A 23529-nucleotide genomic window follows, 5' to 3' on the forward strand; every position below is an offset into this window, starting at 1 on the left:
TGAATTACAATGACATTTTTATGCCAGGGTATTTCACATGTCGCTCGCCACCCTCCACAGCCGGGCCCTCTGTGGCATGGACGCGCCACCGGTGACGGTGGAGGTGCATATCGCCAACGGTCTGCCGTCCTGTACCCTGGTGGGTCTGCCGGATACCGAAGTGAAGGAGGCCCGCGACCGGGTGCGCGCGGCAATCCAGAACTGCGGCTTCGAGTTTCCCGCGCGCCGCATCACGGTGAATCTGGCGCCGGCGGACCTGCCCAAGGAGTCCGGGCGCTTCGATCTGCCGATCGCATTGGGCATTCTGCTGGCCTCGGGACAGATCCGGGCGACAGGAACCGACGCGCTGGAATTCGCCGGTGAGCTTTCCCTGTCGGGGCAGTTGCGGCCGATCCGCGGCGCATTGGCGATGTGCGCCGCCGGAGGCACCACCGGCCGGACCTGCGTGCTTCCCGCCGAAAACGCCGCCGAGGCGGCCCTGGTGCAGAGCGTCACCGTGCTGCCGGCACGCAGTCTGGGAGAGGTTTGCGCCCATCTGGCCGACCAGCAGACCTTGGCACCCTACGGCGGCAGCCCGGCGCCGCACGCACCGGCCTATCCGGATCTGGCGGAGGTGAAAGGCCAGGCCCAGGCCCGGCGCGCCCTGGAGGTGGCCGCGGCGGGCGGGCATTCGCTCTTGCTGAGCGGTCCGCCCGGCACCGGCAAGTCGATGCTGGCCAGCCGCCTGCCGGGCATCCTGCCGCCGATGAGCGATGCCGAGGCACTGGCCAGTGCCGCCGTGCACTCGCTCGACGGCAGCTTTCGGGTCGAGCGTTGGGGGCAGCGTCCGTTCCGCGCGCCGCACCATTCCGCCTCGGCGCCGGCCCTGGTGGGTGGCGGCAGCGTGCCGCGGCCGGGAGAGATTTCCCTGGCCCACGAAGGCGTGCTGTTTCTCGACGAACTACCCGAGTTCGAGCGTCGGGTGCTGGAAGCCCTGCGCGAACCGCTGGAGTCGGGCCATGTCTGCGTCTCCCGCGCCGCGCGCCGCGCCGAGTTTCCCGCCCGCTTCCAACTGGTGGCGGCGATGAACCCCTGCCCCTGCGGCTACCTGGGCCACCCCGCCAACCGCTGCCGCTGCACCCCGGACCAGGTGGCGCGCTACCGGAACAAGCTCTCCGGTCCCTTGCTGGATCGCATCGACCTGATGATCGAAGTGCCCGCCCTTCCCCAAGCCGACTTGCAGCACGCACCCGACGGCGAGGCCTCGGCGCCGGTCGCCGCCCGGGTGGTCCGGGCCCGGCAGCGACAGCTGGAACGCCAGGGACAGCCCAATGCGCGGCTGGGCGTGGCCGACACCGAAGCCCTGTGTCGGCCCGACGCGGCCGGACAGGCCCTGCTCAAACAGGCCATAGCACGCCTGGGGCTCTCGGCCCGGGCCTATCACCGCATCCTGCGGGTGGCGCGCAGCATCGCCGACCTGGCCGCCAGCGACGCCATCGCCCGACCCCACATCGCCGAGGCGATCCATTACCGACGCCATTTGTCGGGTTTCTGAGTTTCGGACGTCTGCCGGCCGCTCAGCCGAACAGGCTGTGCAGCATCTTGGCGGAGAGAAAGATCAGCACGCCGGCGAAGATCTTCTTCAGCACGGCCACTGGCAGGCGATGGGCCAGGCGGGCGCCCACCGGCGCCATCAGCACGCTGGGCAGCACGGTGCCGAGCAGCGCCGGCAGATGGATGAAGCCGATGCTGCCGGCCGGCATGCCGGCGTTGCCGTGGCCGCCGATCAGATACCCCACGGTGCCGGCCAGGGCGATGGGAAAACCGATCGCGGCGGATGTGCCGATCGCCTGGTGGACCTTGACGTTGCACCAGGTCAGGAAGGGCACCGAAAGAGAGCCGCCGCCGATCGCCACCAGCGCCGAGATGCCGCCGATGCCCGCCCCCGCGGCGAACATGCCGCCGGCGCCGGGAAGGGTGCGGGAAGGCTTGGGCTTGACGTTGGCGATCATTTGCAGCGAGACGTAGGCCATGAACACGGAAAAGAAAATGGCCAGCGACTTGGTCGGCAGGAGGGCGGCGAGCTGCGCCCCGAGCAGGGTTCCCAGCACGATGCCGGGCGCGATGGCCTTGACCACGGGCCACAGCACCGCCCCGTGGCGATGGTGGGCGCGCAGGCTGGAAACCGAGGCGAAGACGATGGTGGCCATCGAGGTGCCCAGCGCCAGATGCACCACATGCTCGTGGGGCAGGCCCTGCGCGGTGAACAGCATGGTCAGCACCGGCACCATGATGCCGCCGCCGCCGACGCCCAGGAGGCCGGCGAAGAACCCGGCGAACAGGCCCAGTCCGACATAGCCCAGCAGCCAGGCGCTGATCACTTGAGCAGGCGTTCCGTGATGAATTTCCACTCCGCCGGGTCCACCGGGGTGATCGACAGACGGTTGCCGCGCTGCAGGGCGCGCATGTGGGCCAGCTCCGGGTGCAGGCGCAACTCGGCGATGCCCACCAGCCGGATCTTTTTCAAGATACGGACATCGACATTGACCCAGCGCGGGTTCTCCGGCGTGGATTTGGGATCGAAATACTTGGACGCCGAATCGAACTGGGTGCGGTCCGGATAAGCCTTCTTCACCACTTCGGCCAGGCCGGCGATGCCGGGTTCGGCGCAGGACGAGTGGTAGAACAGCACGCCGTCGCCCGGCGCCATCTGGTCCCGCATGAAATTGCGGGACTGGTAGTTGCGGATCCCCCACCAGTCCACGGTCTGGTTCGGCATGGCCAGGACATCGTCGATGCTGACCTCGGATGGCTCGCTCTTCATCAGCCAGTAGCGTGGCATAGGCACTCCAAGAAAAAAGCGCGGAGAACCACTCCGCGCTCTGATGATGGATCCCCCGCCAGTGCCGTTTGGCCGGCATCCTGAACTCTGGGTTCAGGGAGGCCGCGTTCCGGCCGCATCAGGTCCGCCCGCGAAGGGGCGATCGCAACAGCGGCATCAATGGGCGGCGGCCAAGTCGCAAGGACTTATAGGTTCAAGGAATTTACGGCCTTGGCGAACACCGCAGGGGAAAACCGGCGAAGCCGCTAACGGGACGGCTAGAACAGACCTTGCTGGTCGGCCAGGGCCGCATCCAGTCGCGCTTCGATGTTCTGAATTCTACGCCGCAAGTCCGGGTCGTCAACGTCCGCCGCCACGGAGTCCGATTGGAACGGTACGGCTCCGGACTGACGCAACGCGAGCAGTTCATGGGCGATGTTGAGGGCCGTCATCACCGCCAGGCGCTCGCCGCTGCTGTGCGTGATGGCTGCGATATCGGTCATTTTCCGGTCCAGGAAGCCCACCGCCGCCAACAGCGCCTCGCGCTCGTCGGGCGTGCAGGTGACTCGATAGTCCTTGCCCCGGAGCTGGATGTCGAGAGTGGAATGCGCGGTCATTCTTCGGGAAGCTTCGTCATCAGGGTTTCAAGCCGCGTCCGCGCCGAGCCGATGCGCTCGGTCAGGTCGCGCTTGTCGTTCTCCAGGCCGGCCACCCGGTCGCGCAGGGCGGCGTTCTCCGCATTCAGCCTGCTGCACAGGGCCAATACCTGATCGATTTTTTGTTCGAGAGAATCAAAGTCGCTATGCATGGCCGAAGTGTCTTTCAAAACAACCCTCGTGGTCAAGGCGCTGTATTGGGCCGGCAAGGCCGCCAAATGGCGCGGACAGCCCCTGCGACGGGTTGCCGGCCCCTCGGGGCGATTGTCTGTACAATGCGCCCCTTGTTCGCGGTGCCCCGCGGCCGTTTCCGGCCACAGGGGTGAAACGGGAAGCAGGTGTGAATCCTGCGCTGCCCCCGCAACGGTAAGGAAGTGCGGAATCGTCAGCAAAGCCACTGGGTCTGGACCTGGGAAGGCGGCGATTCAAGACTTCCGAGCCCGGAGACCGGCCACGAGCATCGTCCTTGGTGACGCCACGGGGAAGTGGCGACCGGTGATTTTCCGTTCGAACTCCCCTGCGTTGCCTGTTTCAATCGTGACCGGCCTGCGGGGACGCGGGCCGGAGAACCGGGAGTTCCCATGCAACGCCATCTCGTGCGCAGCGCCCTCGCCGCCGCCATGCTTTCCGCTTTCGCCACCCAGGCCGCCGAAACGCCGGCTGACCACGGCACCATCATCGTCACCGCCACCCGCTTCGCCGACAGCGCCCTGCCCGTCGCGGCGCAGGTCGACGTGATCCGCAGCGAGGACATTCGCCAGTCGCCCGCCCTGGGCATGCCGGAAATCCTCAAGGCCCAGGCCGGCATCGAAGTGCGCTCGCTCTACGGCAACATGGGCATCGATGCCGTGGCCGACATCCGCGGCTTCGGCGACACTGGCGGCAGCAACACCGTGACCCTGCTCGACGGCCAGCGCCTCAACTCCATCGGCATGGATGCCGTGAGCTGGTCGGCGATCCCGCTGGAAAGCGTGCAGCGCATCGAGATCCTGCGCGGCGCCGGCACCGTGCTCTATGGCGACCGGGCCACCGGCGGTGTGATCAACATCATCACCGACAAGTCCGGCCAGCCCCGCGCCAATGCGGCCGTCACCCTCGGCAGCAACGACTACCGCGGCGTGGATGCCCAGGCCGCCGGCGGCGGCGCGGCCGGCTATTTCAACCTCTTCGCCCACTACGCGGAAACCGATGGCTGGCGCCAGAACAGCCAGGCCCGACAACAGGCCGTCAGCGGCCGGAGTGCGCTGAACCTGGCCAACGGCGAAGCCTTCGTCGATTACGGCCTCTACGCGGACAAGTCCGGCATGCCCAGCAGCCTCCTGAGCGCCGCCTACCGCGGCGATCCGCGCCAGGCGCGCACGCCCCACGACACCCAGCAGCGGGACGGCTACCGGGTGCGCCCGGGCCTGAAGCTGGCCGTGTCGCCCAACCTGACGGTGGAAGGGGAACTCGCCGTCGAGCACGAAAAATACGACGCCAACAACGTCTCCTTCGCCAGCACCTACCGGCGCGAACGCGACACCGTCTCCTTCACCCCGCGCCTGCGCTGGAACCACGGCCTGACCGGCCGCGCCAGCGAAACCGTGCTGGGGCTGGATTACTATGACGGCAAGATCGGCGCCACCTCGGCCAGCGCCACCGGCGTGATTCCTCAGTCGGCCAAGCAGACCAGTTCCGCCTTCTACGTGCAGAACACCACCGCCCTCGACCGCCATTGGTCGCTGACCGCCGGCGCCCGCCGCCAGCGCATGGAGCAGCGCGCCGCGCAGCGGGCCTACGACGCCGATTACGGTTACGGCCCCTTCCCCGTGCCGGCCATGAACGGCAGCGCGGTGCGCGAGCGCAACGCCTACGACCTGGGCCTCAACTACCAGGCCGCCGACTGGCGTCTCTACGGCCGCACCGGTACCGTCTTCCGCTTCGCCAACACCGACGAACTGTTCGGCTACGACCCCTTCACCGGCAATCCGGTGTTCGCCGGCGACCTCAAGCCCCAGCACGGTCGAGTGCATGAACTCGGCGGCGACGTCGAACTGGGCGCGGTCAAGCTGCGCGGCAGCGTCTACCGCCTGGACCTGACCGACGAGATTGGCTACGACGGCGCGGCCTACGCCAACGTCAACTTCGCCCGCTCCCGCCGCGACGGCGTGGAGGCCCAGATCGACTGGCGCCTGAGCGAGCGCCTGCTGGCGCGCTTTTCCGCCAGCCATACCGATGCCCGGTTCCGCGAAGGCGTCTATGCCGACAAGGAAATCCCGATGGTGGCGCGGGACAAGGCCGCGCTCCAGCTCACCTGGCAGACCGGCGGCGGCGCGAGTTATTCCGCCGTCGCCAGCCACGTCGGCGACCGGCGCTACAGCGGCGACTTCGCCAACACCCTGGGGCGACTGGCGGGCTACACCACCCTGGACCTGCAGGGCCGCTGGGACCTGAAGACGTGGACCATCACCGCCAAGCTGCTCAACGTCTTCGACCGGCGCTACGCGCCCTATGCCGGCTACTCCACCTTCCGCAGCGACTACTATTACTTCCCCGCCGACGGCCGCAGTCTGTTCGTCAGCGCCCGCTACGACTTCAAGTAACCGCCCATGCCCTCCCGCCGCCGCGCCCTCGCCGTGCTCCTGCTGCTGCTGCTCCTGGTGGCGGCGAGCCTGGCGCTCGGGCTGACGGCGGGAACCATGACGATTTCCACCACCGACCTGCTGGCGGCGATGACCGGCGCGGAAGGCGGAATGGGCGCCGAAGTGGTGCGCACCCTGCGTCTGCCCCGAGTCGCGGGCGCCTTCGCCTGCGGCGGGCTGCTGGCCCTGGCCGGCGCGTTGATGCAGGTACTGCTGCGCAATCCGCTCGCCGATCCCTACGTGCTGGGCATTTCCGGCGGCGCCTCGGTCGGCGCGCTGACGGCGATGCTGTTCGGGCTGTCGCTGGCCGGACTCAACTTGTTGGCCTTCGTCGGCGCGCTGGCGGCGATGCTGCTGGTGTTCGGCCTGGCCCGCGGCGACAGCAGCTGGACCCAGACCCGGCTGCTGCTGACCGGCGTGATCATCGCCGCCGGCTGCGGCGCCGTGGTGGCCCTGATCCTCTCCATCGCCCCGGAGCAGAAGCTCAACGGCATGTTGTTCTGGCTGATGGGCGACGCCGGGCAGATCCTGCGGCCGGCGCCGGCCCTGATCGCCCTGGCGCTGGGCCTGGCCTGCGCGATGCCTTACGCGCGGGAACTGAACCTGCTGGCGCGGGGTTCCGTGCTGGCCAATTCTCTCGGCGTTCGAGTATCCCGCCTGCGCGGCATCGTCTACCTCCTGGCCTCGCTGCTCACCGCCTTCGCGGTGACCACCGCCGGCAGCATCGGTTTCATCGGTCTGGTGGTGCCGCATCTGGTGCGGCTGGTGCTGGGCAACGACCAGCGCCTGCTGCTGCCCGCCGCCACCCTGGCCGGCGGCGCCCTGCTGGTGCTGGCCGACACCCTGGCCCGCACCGTGGCGGCGCCCCAGCAACTGCCGGTGGGCGTGCTCACCGCCCTGATCGGCGTGCCGATCTTCCTGATCCTCCTGGCCCGCCAGCCAGCGCACCAGCCATGAGCGCGGCCCTGCTGGAAGTGCGCGGTCTGGACGTGGCGATCGGCGGCCGGGTGTTCTGCCGCGATCTGGTGTTGCGCCTGAACGGCGGGGAGTCCCTGGCCATCCTGGGCCGCAACGGCGCCGGCAAATCGACTTTGCTCGCCACTTTGGCGGGGCTGCGGCCCGCCTCGACGGGGGCCATCGAGATCGGCGGACTCGACCCCCGTCTCGCCGATCCGCGCACCCTGGCGCGGTTGCGCGGCTATCTGCCGCAGCAGCAGCACGATCCTTTCACCTCGACGGTGCTGGAGACGGTGCTGGTCGGACGGCATCCCCATTTGGGGCGCTGGGAATGGGAAGGCGCGACCGACCGGCGCCTGGCCGAGACCGCGCTGGCCGCCGTCGGCCTGGCCGACTACGGACAACGCGAAGTCCATAGCCTGTCGGGCGGGGAGCGCCAGCGCCTGGGCATCGCCACCCTGCTCACCCAGGCGCCGCGCCTGTTCCTGCTCGACGAGCCCCTGGCGCACCTCGATCTGAACCACCAGATCGCGGTGCTCGACCTGTTCGCCACGCCGGGCCGGGACTGGGGCGCCGCCGTGGCGATGGTGCTGCACGAGCCGGGACTGGCCCTGCGCTATTGCAGCCGGGCGCTGCTGCTGTTCGGCGACGGCGAATGGCTGGAAGGCCCCAGCGCGGAGATCATCAACGCCGACAATCTTTCACGCCTCTACGGCCATGCGCTGCGGGAGCTGAAGGATGGCGGACAACGGTGGTTCGTACCCGTCTGAGACGATGGCGACAAAATCCCCGCCGCAAACTGCGACCAGGGACAGGCATCTTTTCTTGAGGAGTCGGAATCAAGCCATTCCGAAGGCCCCTCGCGGAGGGGAGATATGCAGTCGATCCCCCGGACTGTCCGGGCGATCGAACGCCCACTCAGGGCGGGCAATCCGGAAACCAAAGGCGCACGGGCCGGACGCGGCCCGGCGGCGCCTTGGCAAACCTCGGATCAGCGGTAACGACCAACTGCCATGTTGCGGATCACAACAGACAGATGCGCGACGAGGCCGACGACGATCAGCGTGATATTGGTAGCAACGAGTTCCATGATGGCATCTCCGAAATTTCAAGGTTTGCCGGACTCGACATTCATCCGACGGTTTGAACTGTATCACTGATTGTTGCACTGCGCAAATTATTTTTATGCAGTGCAGCAAATGCTATAAAAACTTAATTAACTATTTATATTCAAATAAATTAATATGTTACAAATACTTTCCAATGGGTCAGTTAATAAATTAGTAACTCATTGTCGCATCGCACATTAACAAGATATCGCATCCGCACAACAAGGCCGCTGCCCTTGCAAGCATTGCCCACCCAACCTTCGAGACCTGTCATGACGCTTTCCACGCTGATGGTGCAAGGCTGCACCTCCGACGCCGGCAAAAGCACCCTGGTGGCGGCGCTGTGCCGCATCCTGAAGCGCCGGGGAATCTCCGTGGCGCCCTTCAAGCCGCAAAACATGGCGCTGAATTCGGCGGTCACCGTCGACGGCGGCGAAATCGGCCGCGCCCAGGCGCTCCAGGCGCAGGCGGCGGGACTGGCGCCGCGGATCGACTTCAACCCGGTGCTGCTCAAGCCCACCACCGATCGGCAGGCCCAGGTGATCGTTCATGGCCGCGCGGTGACCGACCTGGACGCCCGGGCCTACCACGACTACAAGCGGGTGGCGCTGTCCGCGGTGATGGACTCCTGGCGCCGCCTGACCGCGGAATTCGAGTGCGTGCTGGTGGAAGGCGCCGGCAGCCCGGCCGAAATCAACCTGCGCGACCGCGACATCGCCAACATGGGCTTCGCCGAAGCCGCCGACGTGCCGGTGATCCTGGTGGCCGACATCGACCGGGGCGGCGTCTTCGCCCATCTGGTGGGTACCCTGGAACTGCTCTCGGCTTCCGAGCGGGAGCGGATCAAGGGCTTCGTGATCAACCGTTTCCGCGGCGACATCGGCCTGCTGCAGCCGGGGCTGGACTGGCTGGAGCAGCGCACCGGCAAGCCGGTGCTGGGCGTGGTGCCCTACCTGCACGGCCTGCTGCTGGACGCGGAGGACGCGATTGCCACGGCCGGCGAGCTGGACAAGGCGCCATCGCGCTTGACGGCGATCGCACCGGTGCTGCCGCGGATCGCCAACCACAACGACCTGGACCCGCTGCGCCTGCATCCGGAAGTGGATTTCCGCTGGGTCGGTCCCGGCCAGACGCCGCCTCCCGCCGACCTGGTGATCCTGCCGGGCTCCAAGAGCGTGCGCGCCGACCTGGACTGGCTGCGGCAGCAGGGCTGGGACGCCTATCTGCGCCGCCATCTACGCTACGGCGGAAAGCTGATCGGCATCTGCGGCGGCTTCCAGATGCTGGGCGAAATGGTCCACGATCCGCTGGGGCTGGAGGGCGAAGCGGGCAGCAGCCCCGGCCTGGGCCTGCTCGCCTGCGAAACCACGCTGGCGCGGGAAAAACGACTGCACAACGTCGGCGGCCGCCTGGCGCTGGGCGAGGACACGCCGCTGACCGGCTACGAAATCCACATGGGCGTCAGCCGGGGCCCGGCACTGGAGCGCCCCCTGGTGCACCTGGACGACGGCCGCCGCGACGGCGCGATCTCCGCCGACGACGCGATCCTGGCCACCTACTGTCACGGCCTGTTCGATCATCCCGAGGCCCTGTCGGCGCTGCTGGCCTGGGCCGGCATGGCCGAAACGGCGCCGGTGGACCTCGCCGCCCGGCGCGAGGCTGACCTGGACCGCCTTGCCGACGCGGTGGAAACGGCCCTGGACTGGCGCCGCCTGAAAGGCTGGCTACCGTAGCCAGTCTCTTACTTTGCGCCGAGGCGCCGAGCCCGTGCCTGCTCCAACTGCGCGCAGACCTGCTCGGCCCCGTCCAGCAGGCGCGGGGTGTGGCGCTGGAGCAGATCCGGCGGCACATGGAACAGGTTGTCCCGGACCACCGCGGTCATCCGCGGCCAGCGCCGCCAGTCGTCCAGCCATTCCGGCCGCGACTGGTCCATGCCCGAAGCGACGATGGCCTCCGGGTCCGCCGCCAGCACGGCTTCCTCGCCGACGATGGGCGCCATGACGGTCAGGTCGGCGAAGACGTTGCGGCCGCCGCAGAGTTTCAGCACGTCGCTGATGATCTGGCGCCCCCCCACGGTCATCAGCGGATTTTTCCAGACCTCGTAGAAAACCCGTACGGGCGGCCGCCCCGAGTAACGGGCCGCCAGACTCCGATGCCGCTGTCGAAAGCGGGCGACGACTTCCCGGGCATGCGCCGCGGTACCGGCCAGAATGCCGATCTGCTCGATATTGCGCGCCACATCGTCGATCCGAGCGGGTTCGGTGGTCAACAGGGGCACGCCCAGACTGCGCAAACGCATCAGTTGCTCAACCTGATTGCCGCTCTGCCAGCCGATCACCAAGTCCGGCTGCAAGGCCAGGAGCGCCTCCAGGTCGATGCGGGAATAGCTCCCCACTTGCGGCACGCGGCGTGCCGCCTCCGGATAATTGCTGAACTGCACCGTCCCCACCAGCCGTTCCCCGGCGCCGGCGGCATAGACGAGTTCTGTCACATGCGGCGCCAGGCTGACGATACGGCGTGCACTCCTCGGCAGCCGCACCACCTGTCCGGCATCGTCGGTGACGACGACTTCCGCCTGGGCCATGGCCGCCAGGCCAAGCCAGAGCGGGAGCAGGAATAGGCATCGCGCCAAAGCGCGCAAAGCGGTGCGAAGAGCGCAGGCAAATGAAGGATCAGGCCGCACGGAAGCATTCGTCGACAGGGGAAGGGAGCATTCTAGTCGGCGGCGGCCGCGACGAATGCCATGCCTTTCGCCCCTTGATCACGGCCAGGGCAAGGCGGGCAACCGGTAACATCACGCATCATGCCGTGTCGATATGCTCTGCTGCTCTTCACCTGCCTCGTCCTGGCGGCCTGCGGCTCCGTTCCCAGCCGCCCGGTCGCCGCCCGCCCCGCGCCGGCGGCATCCCTGCCGCCGTCCCCACAGGGCGTGGATGTGACGATGTTCGCCCTGGGCTTGCTGGAAACGGGCTACCGTTTCGGCGGCAAGAATCCCGACTCGGGCCTCGATTGCAGCGGCATGGTGACCTATGTGTTCGACAAGGCGGCCGGGCTGCGGCTCGCCGGTTCAGCCGCCGACATCGCCCGCAAGGGACGCCCGGTGGCGACCGACCGTCTGCGCCCTGGAGATTTGGTGTTTTTCAACACCCGCAATCAACCCTATTCCCATGTCGGCATCTATATCGGCGGCGACCGCTTCGTCCATGCGCCCAACAACAATGGCAGGGTACGCACCGACAAATTGAGTAGCGGCTGGTTCGCCGGGCGTTTCGAAGAAGCGCGCAGCTATTTCGAGTAGACCGTTCAGGCGAACCGGCTGAAACCGCCGCCGCTTTCCGTCGGCGCCGCTTCGTATGCGCGGGCCACCTGCCGTTGCCGGTCGTCCTGGCCGGATTGAACTGCGGTGGTTGCGGCGGATGGGGGCTGAGCCGGCGGGTCGCCTTGATCCATTGCGACAAGGCGCTGACGCTCCAGATCCAGGTAGCCCTGCTCTTCCAGACCGGCACCGATGGCGGCGACACGATGATCCTGGGGCGAGGGGTCCGCCGGGGCCAGCGCCGCCACCTGAATCCGCCGCCCCTTGTCGATGTTGGCCTCGGGCTTGCGCTCGGCCGAAGTGTCGATGCTCACTTCGCCGCCCACCGCATACTGCTTGCCATCGGGACCGTAGGCATAGCTGAAATTCGCCCCGCTGGTCACCACGCCGCGGCCGGCGGTTATATGGGCCTGCTCATGAGCGCGCACCGCGCGATCGATCTGCTGCAACTCCCGCACCTGACGCTGCTGTTCGGGGCTCAGTTCCTTCGCGGTTGGACTCTGCTTGCCGCTCCCCTGGCCCTGGGGCAGGGTACTTGCCAACTGATCGCGGGTCATCGCCAAATCGGCGCCCTTCGCCTGGGAAATTCCCGGCGAATACAAGGAAGAATTGAGTGAAACCCCGAGGTCGGCCATGGTCGTCTATCGTCCCGCTAGCATGCTTGGAGCCTGGCGCCTTGGGGAAGTGGAGTTCCCCCCTTCCCCATCGCCGTTCAAGTGTATAGCGGAAAACCCCTCTCGGGAAGGGGCGATCGTCTCAAGTGGCGCGCTATCCGGCGCTGCTACGACCGGCTGCGACCTCTCGTCTGCCAGGAGGAATCCCTCCTGTCATTCCTGATTGGCGTACACCAGCTTGAGGAAGGCGCCGATGTCGACCTCATCGGCAGACATGCCGCGCTGCGGTAGACGAACAGCCATTTTCGCAGCGCTCGTTTCCGGCCGCTCCAGACAGGGCGGCAACCCGCCGGCATTCAGCACCTCGTCCGCGAATGAGCCGAATTCATTTTCGATGATCGCTGATTTGTTCATTTCGTTTCCCCTTGTTCGACCCATCTGCTACCAATCTAGCTTGAGTAACGGCGCAGATCGGCAAAAGTTGAAAGGGGAAGGTTCAATTCGTGCGGAATGTCGCGGTCCGGCCTCAGCCGGGCTCGCGGCGCCAGGGAGCGACCCTGGGCAGCAAGGCCATGCCCGGCACGGCCAGCGCCGCACAGAGCAGGAAGAAGCCGTACCAGCCCATGCCTTCCACCAGCCAGCCGGTGGCGGCATTGGCGAAGGTGCGCGGCACGGCGGCCAGGCTGGAGAACAGGGCGTACTGGGTCGCGGTGTAGAGCGGGTTGGTGGCGCGGGCGATGAAGGCGACGAAGGCCACGGTGCCGAGCCCGACGCCGAGGGCTTCGAAGCCGATCACCAGCGCCAGCTGGCCCAATTGCTGGGCGCCGACGGTCTCGTTGCGGCCCAGCCAGGCCAGCCAGGCGAAGCCGAAGATGGACACCAGTTGCACCACGCCGAACAGCCACAACGCGCGGTTGATGCCCAGGCGCACCATCCACAGACCGCCCACCAGGCCGCCGACGATCGCCGGCCAGAGTCCGGCGTGCTTGGCCACCAGGCCGATGTCGGACTTGGCGAAGCCCATGTCGAGATAAAAGGGCGTGGCGAGCGCGGTGCACATCGAGTCGCCCAGCTTGTAGAGAAAAATGAAGGCCAGCACCCGCAGCGCATTCTGCAGCCCGGCCCGGCCGATGAACTCGTGGAACGGCTCCGCCACCGCCTCGCGCAGGGTACGCGGACGGCCGTTGCGGATCACCGGCTCGCGGATCAGGAGGGACAGGGCCAGGCCGGGCAGCATGAACAGGCCGGTGACGGCGAACACCGCGGCCCAGGGCAGGTGATCGGCCAGGATCAGGGACAGCGAGCCCGGCACCAGGCCGGCGATGCGGTAGGCATTGACGTGGATGGAATTGCCCAGTCCCAGCTCGCTGTCGTCCAGCAACTCGCGCCGATAGGCATCGAGCACGATGTCCTGGGTGGCGGAAACGAAGGCCAGCACCGCCGCCAGCACGGTGATGGCCATCAGCTCCCGCTGCGGGTCGAACACCCCCAGCAGGCAGATGCAGGCCAGCAGTCCGAGCTGGGTGGCGAACATCCAGCCCCGCCGCCGCCCCAGAAGCGGCAGGGCATACCGGTCCAGCAGCGGCGACCAGAGGAATTTCCAGGTGTAGGGAAACTGGATCAGGGCGAACAGACCGATGGCCTTGAGGCTGATGCCTTCGCTGCGCAGCCAGGCCGGCAGCAGATTGAGCAGCAGGTACAGCGGCAGGCCGGAGGAAAAGCCCGTGAATACGCAGATCAGCATGCGCCGGGTGAGCAGCGCGCCAACCCAGGCCGGGCGAGTCATTTGCGGCGCGAGATGCGATACACCGCCAGGCTGCCGAGGAAGTTGTGTTCCTCGGTCACCCGACGGCCCGCCTCGTCCAGCACCTGGCGGTCGCGAATGACGATGCCCATTGCCTCACACAGGTTCTCGAAATCCACCAGGGTAAAGAAACGCACATTGGGCGAGTCATACCACTGGTAGGGCAGGTCCTCGGATACCGGCATATGGCCGTCCAGCACCGCGAGCCGGTTTTTCCAGTAGGCGAAATTGGGGAAGGACACCACGACCTCCCGCCCCACCCGCAGCATCTCGTTCAGAATGTCCTGGGTATGGCGCACCGTCTGCAGCGTGCGGGAAAGCACGACATGATCGAAGGCGGCGTCGGTGAAACCGGCCAGGCCGTCCTCCAGATTGCTCTGGATCACGTTGATGCCGGCGCGCACCGAGGCCAGCACGCTCTCGTCGTCGATCTCGACTCCGCAGCCGCGCACGCCGCGCGTCTCGATCAGGCGCCGGAGCAGCGAACCGTCGCCGCAGCCGAGGTCCAGCACGCGCTCGCCGGACTGCACCCAGCCGGCGATGACGTCGAAATCGGGCCGATCCTGGGCGGCGCTCATATCTTCACGTTCTCCAGATAGGCCCGCACCACGGCATGGTACTGGGGGTCGTCCATGAGGAAGGAATCGTGGCCGTAATTGCAGCGCGGTTCGGCGTAACAGACGTCCTGGCCGTTCTTCAGCAGGGCATTGACGATTTCCTTGGAACGCGCCGGCGAGAAGCGCCAGTCGGTGGAAAAGGCGATCACCAGGAACCTGGCCCGCGCCACCGCCAGCGCCCGCGCCAGATCGCCGCCGCCCTCACGGGCCGGATCGAAGTAGTCCAGCGCCCGTGTCATCAGCAGGTAGGTGTTGGCGTCGAAGAAACCAGCGAAACGGTCGCCCTGGTAGTGCAGGTAGGACTCCACCTCGAATTCCACGCCATAGCCGAAAGAGAAGGCGCCGTTGCGCAGTTCGCGGCCAAACTTCTGATCCATCTGATCATCGGACAGATAGGTGATGTGGCCCAGCATCCGGGCCAGGCGCAGGCCGCGCTTGGGATAGACGCCGTGCTCGTAGTAGTGGCCGCCGTGGAAGTCCGGGTCGGTGAGGATCGCCTGCCGCGCCACGTCGTTGAAGGCGATGTTCTGCGCCGTCAGTTTGGGCGCCGCGGCGATCACCAGCGCGTGGCGCACGCGCTCGGGGAACGTGATGGTCCAGCGCAGCGCCTGCATCCCGCCCAGGCTGCCGCCGATCACCGCCGCCCAGCTGTCGATGCCCAGCCGGTCCGCCAGCCGCGCCTGGGCACGCACCCAGTCCACCACCGCCAGCAGGGGGAAATCCGCGCCCCAGGGCTTGCCGGTGGCCGGATTCAGGCTCGACGGACCGGTGGAGCCGTGGCAACCGCCCAGATTGTTGAGCCCGACGATGAAGAACCTGTCGGTATCGAGCGGGCGGCCCGGGCCGATGATGTTGTCCCACCAGCCGATGTTCTGCGGGTTGTCCGCGTAATGGCCCGCCACGTGGTGATGGCCGGACAGCGCGTGGCAGACCAGGATGGCGTTGCTCTTGGCCGCGTTCAGCGTGCCATAGGTCTCATAGACCAGGTCGCAGGCCGGCAGCACGGCCCCGCTGCGCAGAGTCAGGGGTTCGTCGAAATGGGCGCGCTGGGGCGCCACGACACCGATGCTGTTGCCTTGTTTTTCCATGGAGGCCAGAAATGCAAAACCCGGTCGGCGTTCAAGCGTGGACCGGGTTCTCAGCCCTCGCTTTAGCCGTATTTATTACGCGCCCGCAAGCTGAGTTCAAATCGGCGCCAACGAGGATCAAGGCTACCGAGACGAGACGCGCTTGTCAATCGCGAAGCCTTGCGCGATGCCCGAAACCCGGCGCCAAGGCCCTCCCGGCCTCAGATTTCGCTCAAGCGCGCCAGCAATTCCCGGATGCGCTCCGGATCGTCGGCGCGCAGCAGCCGGTTCACCTTGACGGCCAGGAGCTGGGTGTCGGCCATCACCACCTGCTGCTTCACCTCCAGCAACTGCGCGGGGTGCATCGAGAAGAAGCGGAGCCCCATGCCCAGCAGCAGCCGGGTCATGGCCGGCTCGCCCGCCATTTCCCCGCACACGGAGACCGGCCGCCCCGCCCGCTCGCCCGCCTGAATGGTCTGGGCGATCAGGCGCAACACCGCCGGATGCAAGGGATCATAAAGATGGGCGACGGTCTCGTCGGCGCGATCGATGGCCAGGGTGTACTGGATCAGGTCATTGGTGCCGATCGACAGGAAATCCAGGCGCTTGAGAAACAGGCCGACGGACAGGGCGGCGGCCGGCACCTCGATCATGCCGCCGATCTCGATGCCCTCGTCGAACTTGAGCCGGGCCTGGCGCAACTGGGCCTTGGCGTATTCCACGAGGGCCAGGGTCTGCTCGATCTCCTTGACGTGAACCAGCATCGGGATCAGCAGGCGCACTCGGCCGTAGGCGGAAGCGCGCAGGATCGCGCGCAACTGGGCGAGGAACGTCTGCGGTTCGGCCAGGCAGTAGCGAATGGCGCGCAGGCCCAGGGCCGGATTGGGCGTCGGCCGGTCGCTGCCGCGCAGGGCGCGGGACGTCTTGTCGGCGCCGATGTCCAGGGTGCGGATGGTCACCGGCTTGCCCGCCAGCGCCTTGGCCACGCTGCGATAGGCCTCGAACTGCTCGTCCTCGTCGGGCAGTTCGTCGCGGTTCATGAACAGGAACTCGGTGCGGAACAGGCCGACGCCGTCGGCCCCCACCGTCTTCACCTGGTCAATGTCCTGCGGCAGCTCGATATTGGCCTGGAGGGAAATCTCCACCTCGTCCAGGGTATTGGCCCGCGCCGTGGTCAGGCGCTTCAGCTTGCTGCGCTCCAGCTCCAGCGCGCTCTTGCGGATCCGGTATTCCGCCAGCACCCGCTCGTCCGGATCGACGATCAGCACGCCGCGGCTGCCGTCGACGATCAGCAGATCATCGTCCTGGATCAGCGGGCGGGCATGATGCATTCCCACCACCGCCGGGATCTTCAGGCTGCGGGCGACGATGGCGGTATGGGAGGTGGCGCCGCCCAGATCGGTGATGAACCCGCCGATGCGCAGATTCTTGAACTGGATGGTGTCGGCGGGCGAGAGATCGTGGGCGACGATAATCAGGTCCTCGTCCCGAATGCGGCGGGCGAGCTTGCGCGGCTTGCCCATCAGCACCTTCACCACCCGCTCCACGACCTGCACGATGTCCTGCTTGCGTTCCCGCAGATAGGCGTCGTCGATCTCGTCGAACTGGGCCGCCAGCAGCCGCATCTGCTGCACCAGCGCCCACTCCGCATTGCAGCGCCGCTCGCGGATCAGGATCTTGGGTTCCTCGGCCAGCATCGGGTCGGCGAGGATCATCGCATGCAGATCGACGAAGGCCTCGATCTCGGCGGGCGTGCCAGGCTGGGCCGCCTCTTCGCGCAGGGCGTCCAGTTCTCCCGAGACGGCGGCGAACGCCGCCTCGAGGCGGGCCACCTCGGCTTCCACATCGCGTTCCCGGAGCTGGTACTGGGCCACTTCCAAGGTCGCGTGGGACACCAGATGGGCGCGGCCAATGGCGATGCCTGACGATATCGCCAGGCCGAAAATCGAAAAACTCATGAAAGACTGCCGCTGCGCGGTTTATTCGGATTCGCCGAAGCGCTCGGCGATCAGGGCCAGGATGGCCGTCATCGCCTCCTCGGCGCGCTCCCCCTCGCAATCCACCATCACGGTGGAACCCTTGCCCGCCGCCAGCATCATCACCCCCATGATGCTCTTGGCGTTGATGCGACGACCATTGCGCTCCATCCATACCTCGCAGGGGAAGCTGCCCGCCAGCTGCGTGAGCTTGGCCGAAGCGCGGGCATGAAGCCCCAGCTTGTTCACGATTTCCGCTTCTGCTCTCGGCACATCCCCTCCCTTCTCGTAGCCACCGCAGACGGTGGCTACCGCCTGCGTCTCGAGACTCGATTGTAGGAGCAAACCGGGACGGCGCGCCATGTACATGTCCTATTTTGTTTAGTGCACCGCAAAAAAGACAGCGGCTCGAACATATCCCTTGCGGGAATCAGGGGCATCGCGGGTCTGCATGTTGCACCGCGATAACCTACAATTCAGCCTTTGGACCCAGTTCTAACGCCATGAGCGCACGCCTTAGAGAAATCCCCTACAACTACACCTCGTTTTCCGACCGGGAGATCGCGATCCGCCTGCTGGGCGCGGAGTCCTGGCGGGTACTCGACCAGTTGCGCAGCCAGCGGGTCACCGGCCGTTCGGCGCGGATGCTGTACGAGGTGCTGGGCGACATCTGGGTGGTGCAACGCACCCCCTACCTGGAAGACGATCTGCTGGCCAACCGCCATCGGCGCGAGGCCCTGGTGGAAGCCTTGCGCCATCGGCTCAATGAAATCGAGAAACGGCGCGCCGGCAACGAAGCGGTGGCCGGCCTGCTGGGCGCGGCGCGGGAAGCGGTGGCACGCTTCGAGGACTGGTTCGCCACCACGGCCCGGCTGCGCAAGCGGGTGCTGCGCACGCTGGCGCGCCACACCCGCCGCGACAACATCCGCTTCGACGGCTTGAGCCGCGTTTCCCACGTCACCGACGCCACCGACTGGCGCGTCGAGTATCCCTTCGTGGTGCTGATGCCCGACACCGAAGAGGAGATCGGCCCCCTGGTGCGTGGCGCCATCGAACTGGGCCTGACCATCATCCCCCGCGGCGGCGGCACCGGCTATACCGGCGGCGCCGTGCCGCTGACGCCGCTGTCGGTGGTGATCAATACCGAGAAGCTGACCGACCTGGGACCGGTGGAAGAGCAGCAGTTGCCCGGCGTCGACCGTCCCTATGCCACCGTGCGCACCGGCGCCGGCCTGGTGACCCGGCGCGTGATGGACGCGGCGGAAAACGCCGGCCTGGTCTTCGCCTGCGACCCCACCTCGGCCGACGCCTCCTGCATCGGCGGCAACATCGCGATGAACGCCGGCGGCAAGAAGGCCGTGCTGTGGGGCACGGCGCTGGACAACCTGGCCTCCTGGCGCATGGTCACCCCCGACGGCCGCTGGCTGGAAGTGGAGCGCATCAACCACAACCTGTCCAAGATCCACGATCAGGACACCGCCACCTTCCGCCTGAAGCGCTACGACGAAAGCGGCGAGAAGCTGCTGGGCGAGGAATTCCTCTCGGTTCCCGGCGCCCGTTTCCGCAAGACCGGCCTGGGCAAGGACGTCACCGACAAATTCCTCGGCGGCCTACCGGGTGTGCAGAAGGAGGGTACGGACGGCATCATCACCTCGGCGGTCTGGATCCTGCACAAGATGCCGCCGGTGACCCGCACCGTCTGTCTCGAATACTTCGGCCAGGTACGCGAGGCGGTGCCCTCCATCGTCGAGATCACCGAATATCTGAAAACCCGCCCCGGCGGCGCCATCCTGGCCGGCCTCGAACACCTGGACGAGCGTTACGTGCGGGCGGTGGGCTACACCACCAAGGCCCGAAGTGGAAAAGGCGGCCAAGGTCGGCCGAAGATGGTGCTGATCGGCGACATCGTTGGCGAGGACGAAGCGGCCGTGATGAGCGCCGCCTCCGAAGTGGTGAAGATCGCCAATGCGCGGGGTGGTGAGGGCTTCATCGCCGTCAGCCCCGAGACGCGCAAGAAATTCTGGCTCGACCGGGCACGCACCGCCGCCATCTCAAAGCACACCAACGCCTTCAAGATCAACGAGGACGTGGTGATTCCCCTGCCACGCATGGGGGACTACTGCGACGGCATCGAGCGCATCAACATCGAGCTGTCGATCAAGAACAAGCTCGAACTGTGCGACGCCCTGATCGACCTGCTGCAGGGCGACCTGCCGGTGCAGACCGGCGATACCGCCCTGGACAAGGAGGTGCTGCTGGGCGACCGGCCCGAGCGGGCGCGGGAACTGGTGGCCGAGGTGCGGCGCCGCTGGCAGTGGCTGCTGGATCATCTGGACCAGCCCCTGACCGAGGCCGAAGCCCGTTTCGCCGAATACGGCGTGAATGCCGGCCCGCTGGTGAACAGTGCCGCCAGTCCGACGCTGTTCCATCGCCTGCAGGACTTCTCGGTGCGGGTCTCCTGGAAGCGGGAACTTAAAAAACCCCTGGACGCCATCTTCAACGGCAGCACGGATCGCCCCATCGTCGAGCGCCTGGAAGCGCTGCAAAAGGAAGTGCTGCGCGGCAGGGTTTTCGTCGCCCTGCACATGCACGCCGGCGATGGCAACGTGCACACCAACATTCCGGTCAATTCCGACCACTACGCCATGCTGCAGACCGCGAACGCGGCCGTGGAGCGCATCATGTCGCTGGCCAGGAGCCTGGGCGGCGTGATCTCCGGCGAGCACGGCATCGGCATCACCAAGCTGGAATTCCTCGCCGAGGAGGAGATCCGCCCGTTCCGCGAATACAAGCAGAAGGTGGACCCGGAGGGCCGCTTCAACAAGGGCAAGCTGATGCCCGGCGCCGACCTCGCCAACGCCTATACGCCGTCGTTCGCCCTGCTCGGCGTCGAATCGCTGATCATGGAACAGTCCGACATCGGGCGCATTTCCAACATGGTCAAGGACTGCCTGCGCTGCGGCAAGTGCAAGCCAGTCTGCTCCACCCACGTGCCACGGGCCAACCTGCTCTATTCGCCGCGCAACAAGATCCTCGGCACCGGCCTGCTGATCGAAGCCTTCCTCTACGAAGAGCAGACCCGGCGCGGCATCTCGCTCCGGCACTTCGACGAATTCGGCGACGTGGCCGATCACTGCACCGTCTGCCACAAGTGCGCCAATCCCTGTCCGGTGGACATCGACTTCGGCGACGTTTCCGTCGCCATGCGCAATTTCCTGCGTCAGCAGGGCAAGAAGAAGTTCGTCCCCGGCACGGCGCTGACCATGGCCTTCCTCACCGCCACCGATCCGGCCACCATCAAGCTGATGCGGACCGGCATCACCGGCGTCGGCTACAAGCTGCAGCGCCTGGGCTACCGCGTCGGCAAGGCGCTGGGCCTGACCCAGGAGGCGGTCGCGCATCCGCCCGCCACCCTGGGCCGCCCCGACGTCAAGACGCAGGTGATCCACTTCATCAACAAGCCGCTGCCGCGCCATGTGCCGGCCCGCACCTCCCGCGCCCTGCTCGACATCGAGGACGACACGCTGATCCCGGTGATCCGCAACCCGCAGAAGACCACCGAGGAATCGGACGCCGTGTTCTACTTCCCCGGCTGCGGCTCGGAGCGGCTCTTCTCCCAGGTGGGCCTGGCCACCCAGGCCATGCTCTACGACCTGGGCGCGATCACGGTGCTGCCGCCGGGCTATCTGTGCTGCGGCTATCCGCAGACCGCGAGCGGCGAAGAGGACAAGGGCCAGAAGATCACCACCGACAACCGGGTGCTGTTCCATCGTGTGGCCAACACCCTCAACTACCTGGACATCAAGACGGTGATCGTCTCCTGCGGCACCTGCATGGACCAGTTGCAGAAATACGAATTCGAGAAGATTTTCCCCGGCTGCCGATTGCTCGACATCCACGAATACCTGCTGGAAAAGAACATCAAGCTGGAAGGCGTGAGCGGCACCCGCTACCTCTATCACGACCCCTGCCACACGCCGATGAAGACCCACGCGCCGATCAAGGTGGCGAACACCCTGCTCGGCGGCGGCGTCGAACTCTCCGACCGCTGCTGCGGCGAGTCCGGCTCCCTGGCCGTCTCCCGCCCCGACATCTCGACCCAGGTGCGCTTCCGCAAGCAGCAGGAGATCGAGCAGGGCGTCGCGCGCCTGCGCCAGGGCGGCGACCAGGCGCCCTTCACCGGCGACGTGAAGATCCTCACCGCCTGCCCGTCCTGCCTGCAGGGGCTGTCCCGCTACGAGAACGACGCCGGCGGCATCGAGGCCGACTACATCGTGATCGAGATGGCCCGCCACCTGCTGGGCGAGGACTGGATGCAGAACTACGTCGCCGCGGCCAACCGCGGCGGCATCGAGCGCGTGCTGCTCTGAGGTTCGAATGACCGTCCCGGCCGGACAGGGAGGGGCGCGTCCGGCCGGGCGATCGCGCGCCGCTGGAGCAGCCTTGCGCCCGACGAACTCCGGAGAGCCGCCATGCCCGACCGCATCCGCCAGATACTGAGCCAGATCAGCGCCCTCGACGAGGAGCTGCGCACCGCGCTGCACGAACAGGAAAGCCGCCTGCGCTACAAGATCCAGGGCCGGCGCGTGCACTTCGAGGAGCACATCCGCGCCGCCCACCGCCGCCTGCGCATGGGGCTCGTCCGCTGGCTGCTGGAGAGCCGCGTCCAGAGCCTGGTCTCCGTCCCCATCATCTACGGCATGGCCCTGCCGCTGGTGCTGTTCGATCTATGCATCACCTTCTATCAATGGACCTGCTTCCCCCTCTACGGCATCAAGCGGGTCCGGCGCCGGGACTACTTCGTCTTCGACCGTTCCCACCTGGCCTATCTCAACCTGTTCGAAAAGATCAACTGCGCCTATTGCAGCTATGGCAACGGCCTGCTCGCCTATGCCGCCGAGATCACCGCCCGCACAGAACAGTACTGGTGCCCGATCAAGCACGCCCGCAAGGTGCTGGGCGCCCATGGCCGCTATGCCCACTTCCTGCCCTACGGTGAAGCCGCCGACTACCAGGACCGCCTGGCCGAGTTCCGGCGCGCGCTGAACGAAAAGACCGACGGCGACGGCTGAGCCCTGGCTGATCCGATGACCGGCTCGCCTCCGCGTCGGAGACGCGCTATGCTCAAAGCGTTCTTCACTCCACCCGTACCGCCATGTGCCAACTGCTTGGAATGAACTGCAACACGCCGACGGACATCTGCTTCTCCTTCGAGGGATTCCGCAGTCGGGGCGGGCTGACCGATGTTCATACGGATGGCTGGGGCATCGCCTTCTTCGAGGGGCGCGGCGCCCGCACCTTCCTCGACCCGCGCCCCTCCAGCCAGTCGCCGGTCGCGGATCTGGTGCGGCAGTATCCGATCCGTTCCAAGAACGTGATCGCCCACATCCGCAAGGCCACCCAGGGACCGGTCGGCCTGGAGAACACGCATCCCTTCCAGCGCGAGCTGTGGGGCCATTATTGGATCTTCGCCCACAACGGCAACCTCGACGCGTTCGCGCCGCCCCTGGACGGCAGCTTCATCCCGGTCGGCGACACCGACAGCGAGCGGGCGTTCTGCTGGCTGCTGCAGAACCTGGCGGAGAACTTCTCCGCGATGCCCCGCAGCGACGTGCTGCACCAGACGCTGCGGGAGCTGACGCGGGAGATCGCGCCCCACGGCGAGTTCAACTACCTGCTGTCGCAGGGCGACGCGCTGTTCGCCCACTGCTCGACGCATCTTTGCTACATCGTCCGCCAAGCCCCCTTTTCGATGGCCCATTTGAAGGATCAGGACGTTTCGGTGGACTTCAGCGAAGTGACCACGCCCGCCGACCGGGTCGCCGTGATCGCCACCGCGCCGTTGACCGACAACGAGGAATGGACGCCGATCGCGCCGGGCACGCTGATGATGTTCCTGGACGGCGCGCCGGTACTCTGAGTCCCCCCAGAAAGCCTCGCTGCGCTCAACTTGCCCCTCAAGGGGCAAGAAAACTCGGGGCGGCTCTTCGTT

The 23529-nt window shown here is 66.8% G+C and carries 21 protein-coding genes and 1 riboswitch; of the genes, 9 read left to right on the top strand and 12 right to left on the bottom strand.

Translation table 11 applies throughout. From position 1 onward, the window contains the following. The first annotated feature begins 37 nt into the window (after positions 1–37). Positions 38–1534: a YifB family Mg chelatase-like AAA ATPase gene (locus B9N43_RS09975; protein ID WP_145842057.1), complete on the top strand. Its 1497-nt coding sequence runs from the start codon at positions 38–40 to the stop codon at positions 1532–1534. Between the two features lie 22 nt (positions 1535–1556). Here the strand turns inward: B9N43_RS09975 and B9N43_RS09980 are convergent, their stop codons facing one another. From B9N43_RS09980 to B9N43_RS09995, 4 genes are all read right to left on the bottom strand, one after another. After that, positions 1557–2360, bottom strand: a complete 804-nt coding sequence (locus tag B9N43_RS09980) for a sulfite exporter TauE/SafE family protein (RefSeq protein WP_145842058.1) — start codon at positions 2358–2360, stop codon at positions 1557–1559. After that, on the bottom strand, positions 2357–2821 hold the full coding sequence (locus tag B9N43_RS09985) for an EVE domain-containing protein (RefSeq protein WP_145842059.1): 465 nt from the start codon (positions 2819–2821) through the stop codon (positions 2357–2359). Before B9N43_RS09985 ends, B9N43_RS09980 begins: the two co-directional genes overlap by 4 nt. 257 nt (positions 2822–3078) lie before the next feature. After that, positions 3079–3417 (bottom strand): cell division protein ZapA, encoded by a 339-nt coding sequence (locus B9N43_RS09990; protein WP_145842060.1) that lies wholly within the window; start codon positions 3415–3417, stop codon positions 3079–3081. Further along, positions 3414–3608: a hypothetical protein gene (locus B9N43_RS09995; protein WP_222428702.1), complete on the bottom strand. Its 195-nt coding sequence runs from the start codon at positions 3606–3608 to the stop codon at positions 3414–3416. The genes B9N43_RS09990 and B9N43_RS09995 overlap by 4 nt, the downstream gene beginning before the upstream one ends. A 122-nt stretch (positions 3609–3730) precedes the next feature. After that, positions 3731–3927, top strand: a riboswitch (cobalamin riboswitch). 110 nt (positions 3928–4037) lie between these two features. Between B9N43_RS09995 and B9N43_RS10000 the strand changes: the two genes are divergently transcribed. The 4 genes from B9N43_RS10000 to B9N43_RS10015 all read left to right on the top strand — a co-directional run bounded on the left by B9N43_RS10000 (position 4038) and on the right by B9N43_RS10015 (position 9876). Further along, complete coding sequence (locus B9N43_RS10000) at positions 4038–6038, top strand: TonB-dependent receptor (protein ID WP_145842062.1); 2001 nt, start codon at positions 4038–4040, stop codon at positions 6036–6038. A gap of 6 nt (positions 6039–6044) precedes the next feature. Continuing rightward, positions 6045–7034 carry a FecCD family ABC transporter permease gene (locus tag B9N43_RS10005; protein ID WP_145842063.1) on the top strand — a complete coding sequence of 330 codons (990 nt, stop codon included), beginning with the start codon at positions 6045–6047 and terminating at the stop codon, positions 7032–7034. After that, positions 7031–7804: an ABC transporter ATP-binding protein gene (locus B9N43_RS10010; RefSeq protein ID WP_145842064.1), complete on the top strand. Its 774-nt coding sequence runs from the start codon at positions 7031–7033 to the stop codon at positions 7802–7804. The genes B9N43_RS10005 and B9N43_RS10010 overlap by 4 nt, the downstream gene beginning before the upstream one ends. A gap of 611 nt (positions 7805–8415) precedes the next feature. Continuing rightward, entirely contained in the window at positions 8416–9876 is a 1461-nt protein-coding gene (locus B9N43_RS10015; protein ID WP_145842065.1) for a cobyric acid synthase, read from the top strand. Between the two features lie 8 nt (positions 9877–9884). On the opposite strand, the gene B9N43_RS10020 is transcribed toward B9N43_RS10015, so the two are convergent. After that, positions 9885–10727: a cobalamin-binding protein gene (locus B9N43_RS10020; RefSeq protein WP_145842066.1), complete on the bottom strand. Its 843-nt coding sequence runs from the start codon at positions 10725–10727 to the stop codon at positions 9885–9887. Positions 10728–10946: 219 nt separating this feature from the next. Here B9N43_RS10020 and B9N43_RS10025 point away from each other — a divergent pair, with 219 nt between their 5' ends. Further along, positions 10947–11441 carry a C40 family peptidase gene (locus tag B9N43_RS10025; RefSeq protein ID WP_145842067.1) on the top strand — a complete coding sequence of 165 codons (495 nt, stop codon included), beginning with the start codon at positions 10947–10949 and terminating at the stop codon, positions 11439–11441. Between the two features lie 5 nt (positions 11442–11446). Here the strand turns inward: B9N43_RS10025 and B9N43_RS10030 are convergent, their stop codons facing one another. From B9N43_RS10030 to B9N43_RS10060, 7 genes are all read right to left on the bottom strand, one after another. Further along, positions 11447–12094, bottom strand: a complete 648-nt coding sequence (locus tag B9N43_RS10030; RefSeq protein ID WP_222428703.1) for a putative metalloprotease CJM1_0395 family protein — start codon at positions 12092–12094, stop codon at positions 11447–11449. A gap of 192 nt (positions 12095–12286) precedes the next feature. Next, positions 12287–12487, bottom strand: a complete 201-nt coding sequence (locus B9N43_RS10035; protein ID WP_145842068.1) for a hypothetical protein — start codon at positions 12485–12487, stop codon at positions 12287–12289. Between the two features lie 112 nt (positions 12488–12599). Beyond that, positions 12600–13859 (bottom strand): AmpG family muropeptide MFS transporter, encoded by a 1260-nt coding sequence (locus B9N43_RS10040; protein ID WP_145842069.1) that lies wholly within the window; start codon positions 13857–13859, stop codon positions 12600–12602. Next, a complete protein-coding gene (gene metW, locus B9N43_RS10045; protein ID WP_145842070.1) occupies positions 13856–14455 on the bottom strand; it encodes a methionine biosynthesis protein MetW in 600 nt (199 codons plus the stop codon). Before metW ends, B9N43_RS10040 begins: the two co-directional genes overlap by 4 nt. Then, positions 14452–15582, bottom strand: a complete 1131-nt coding sequence (locus B9N43_RS10050) for a homoserine O-acetyltransferase (RefSeq protein ID WP_145842071.1) — start codon at positions 15580–15582, stop codon at positions 14452–14454. The genes metW and B9N43_RS10050 overlap by 4 nt, the downstream gene beginning before the upstream one ends. A gap of 200 nt (positions 15583–15782) precedes the next feature. Next, entirely contained in the window at positions 15783–17519 is a 1737-nt protein-coding gene (ptsP, locus tag B9N43_RS10055; protein WP_145842072.1) for a phosphoenolpyruvate--protein phosphotransferase, read from the bottom strand. Positions 17520–17540: 21 nt separating this feature from the next. Next, a complete protein-coding gene (locus B9N43_RS10060) occupies positions 17541–17810 on the bottom strand; it encodes an HPr family phosphocarrier protein (RefSeq protein WP_145843518.1) in 270 nt (89 codons plus the stop codon). Positions 17811–18040: 230 nt separating this feature from the next. Between B9N43_RS10060 and B9N43_RS10065 the strand changes: the two genes are divergently transcribed. The 3 genes from B9N43_RS10065 (at position 18041) to B9N43_RS10075 (ending at position 23457) form a co-directional block, all read left to right on the top strand. After that, the gene (locus tag B9N43_RS10065) at positions 18041–21907 is read left to right on the top strand and encodes a DUF3683 domain-containing protein (protein ID WP_145842073.1); all 3867 of its coding nucleotides are present in this window, start codon (positions 18041–18043) and stop codon (positions 21905–21907) included. A gap of 102 nt (positions 21908–22009) precedes the next feature. After that, a complete protein-coding gene (locus B9N43_RS10070; protein ID WP_145842074.1) occupies positions 22010–22609 on the top strand; it encodes a hypothetical protein in 600 nt (199 codons plus the stop codon). A gap of 83 nt (positions 22610–22692) precedes the next feature. After that, the gene (locus tag B9N43_RS10075; RefSeq protein ID WP_145842075.1) at positions 22693–23457 is read left to right on the top strand and encodes a class II glutamine amidotransferase; all 765 of its coding nucleotides are present in this window, start codon (positions 22693–22695) and stop codon (positions 23455–23457) included. The last annotated feature ends 72 nt before the right edge of the window (positions 23458–23529 follow it).

The sequence above is a fragment of the Denitratisoma sp. DHT3 genome, assembly GCF_007833355.1.
Classification (GTDB): Bacteria; Pseudomonadota; Gammaproteobacteria; order Burkholderiales; family Rhodocyclaceae; genus Denitratisoma.

Coding starts and splice junctions, on each gene's coding strand:
- B9N43_RS10065 (WP_145842073.1), top strand. CDS start 18,041: ATGAGCGCACGCCTTAGAGAAATCCCCTACAACTACACCTCGTTTTCC.
- B9N43_RS10015 (WP_145842065.1), top strand. CDS start 8,416: ATGACGCTTTCCACGCTGATGGTGCAAGGCTGCACCTCCGACGCCGGC.
- ptsP (WP_145842072.1), bottom strand. CDS start 17,519: ATGAGTTTTTCGATTTTCGGCCTGGCGATATCGTCAGGCATCGCCATT.
- B9N43_RS10020 (WP_145842066.1), bottom strand. CDS start 10,727: ATGGCCCAGGCGGAAGTCGTCGTCACCGACGATGCCGGACAGGTGGTG.
- B9N43_RS09975 (WP_145842057.1), top strand. CDS start 38: ATGTCGCTCGCCACCCTCCACAGCCGGGCCCTCTGTGGCATGGACGCG.
- B9N43_RS10005 (WP_145842063.1), top strand. CDS start 6,045: ATGCCCTCCCGCCGCCGCGCCCTCGCCGTGCTCCTGCTGCTGCTGCTC.
- B9N43_RS10050 (WP_145842071.1), bottom strand. CDS start 15,582: ATGGAAAAACAAGGCAACAGCATCGGTGTCGTGGCGCCCCAGCGCGCC.
- B9N43_RS10035 (WP_145842068.1), bottom strand. CDS start 12,487: ATGAACAAATCAGCGATCATCGAAAATGAATTCGGCTCATTCGCGGAC.
- B9N43_RS10025 (WP_145842067.1), top strand. CDS start 10,947: ATGCCGTGTCGATATGCTCTGCTGCTCTTCACCTGCCTCGTCCTGGCG.
- B9N43_RS10000 (WP_145842062.1), top strand. CDS start 4,038: ATGCAACGCCATCTCGTGCGCAGCGCCCTCGCCGCCGCCATGCTTTCC.
- B9N43_RS09995 (WP_222428702.1), bottom strand. CDS start 3,608: ATGCATAGCGACTTTGATTCTCTCGAACAAAAAATCGATCAGGTATTG.
- B9N43_RS10010 (WP_145842064.1), top strand. CDS start 7,031: ATGAGCGCGGCCCTGCTGGAAGTGCGCGGTCTGGACGTGGCGATCGGC.
- metW (WP_145842070.1), bottom strand. CDS start 14,455: ATGAGCGCCGCCCAGGATCGGCCCGATTTCGACGTCATCGCCGGCTGG.
- B9N43_RS09990 (WP_145842060.1), bottom strand. CDS start 3,417: ATGACCGCGCATTCCACTCTCGACATCCAGCTCCGGGGCAAGGACTAT.
- B9N43_RS10030 (WP_222428703.1), bottom strand. CDS start 12,094: ATGGCCGACCTCGGGGTTTCACTCAATTCTTCCTTGTATTCGCCGGGA.
- B9N43_RS10070 (WP_145842074.1), top strand. CDS start 22,010: ATGCCCGACCGCATCCGCCAGATACTGAGCCAGATCAGCGCCCTCGAC.
- B9N43_RS10075 (WP_145842075.1), top strand. CDS start 22,693: ATGTGCCAACTGCTTGGAATGAACTGCAACACGCCGACGGACATCTGC.
- B9N43_RS10040 (WP_145842069.1), bottom strand. CDS start 13,859: ATGACTCGCCCGGCCTGGGTTGGCGCGCTGCTCACCCGGCGCATGCTG.
- B9N43_RS09985 (WP_145842059.1), bottom strand. CDS start 2,821: ATGCCACGCTACTGGCTGATGAAGAGCGAGCCATCCGAGGTCAGCATC.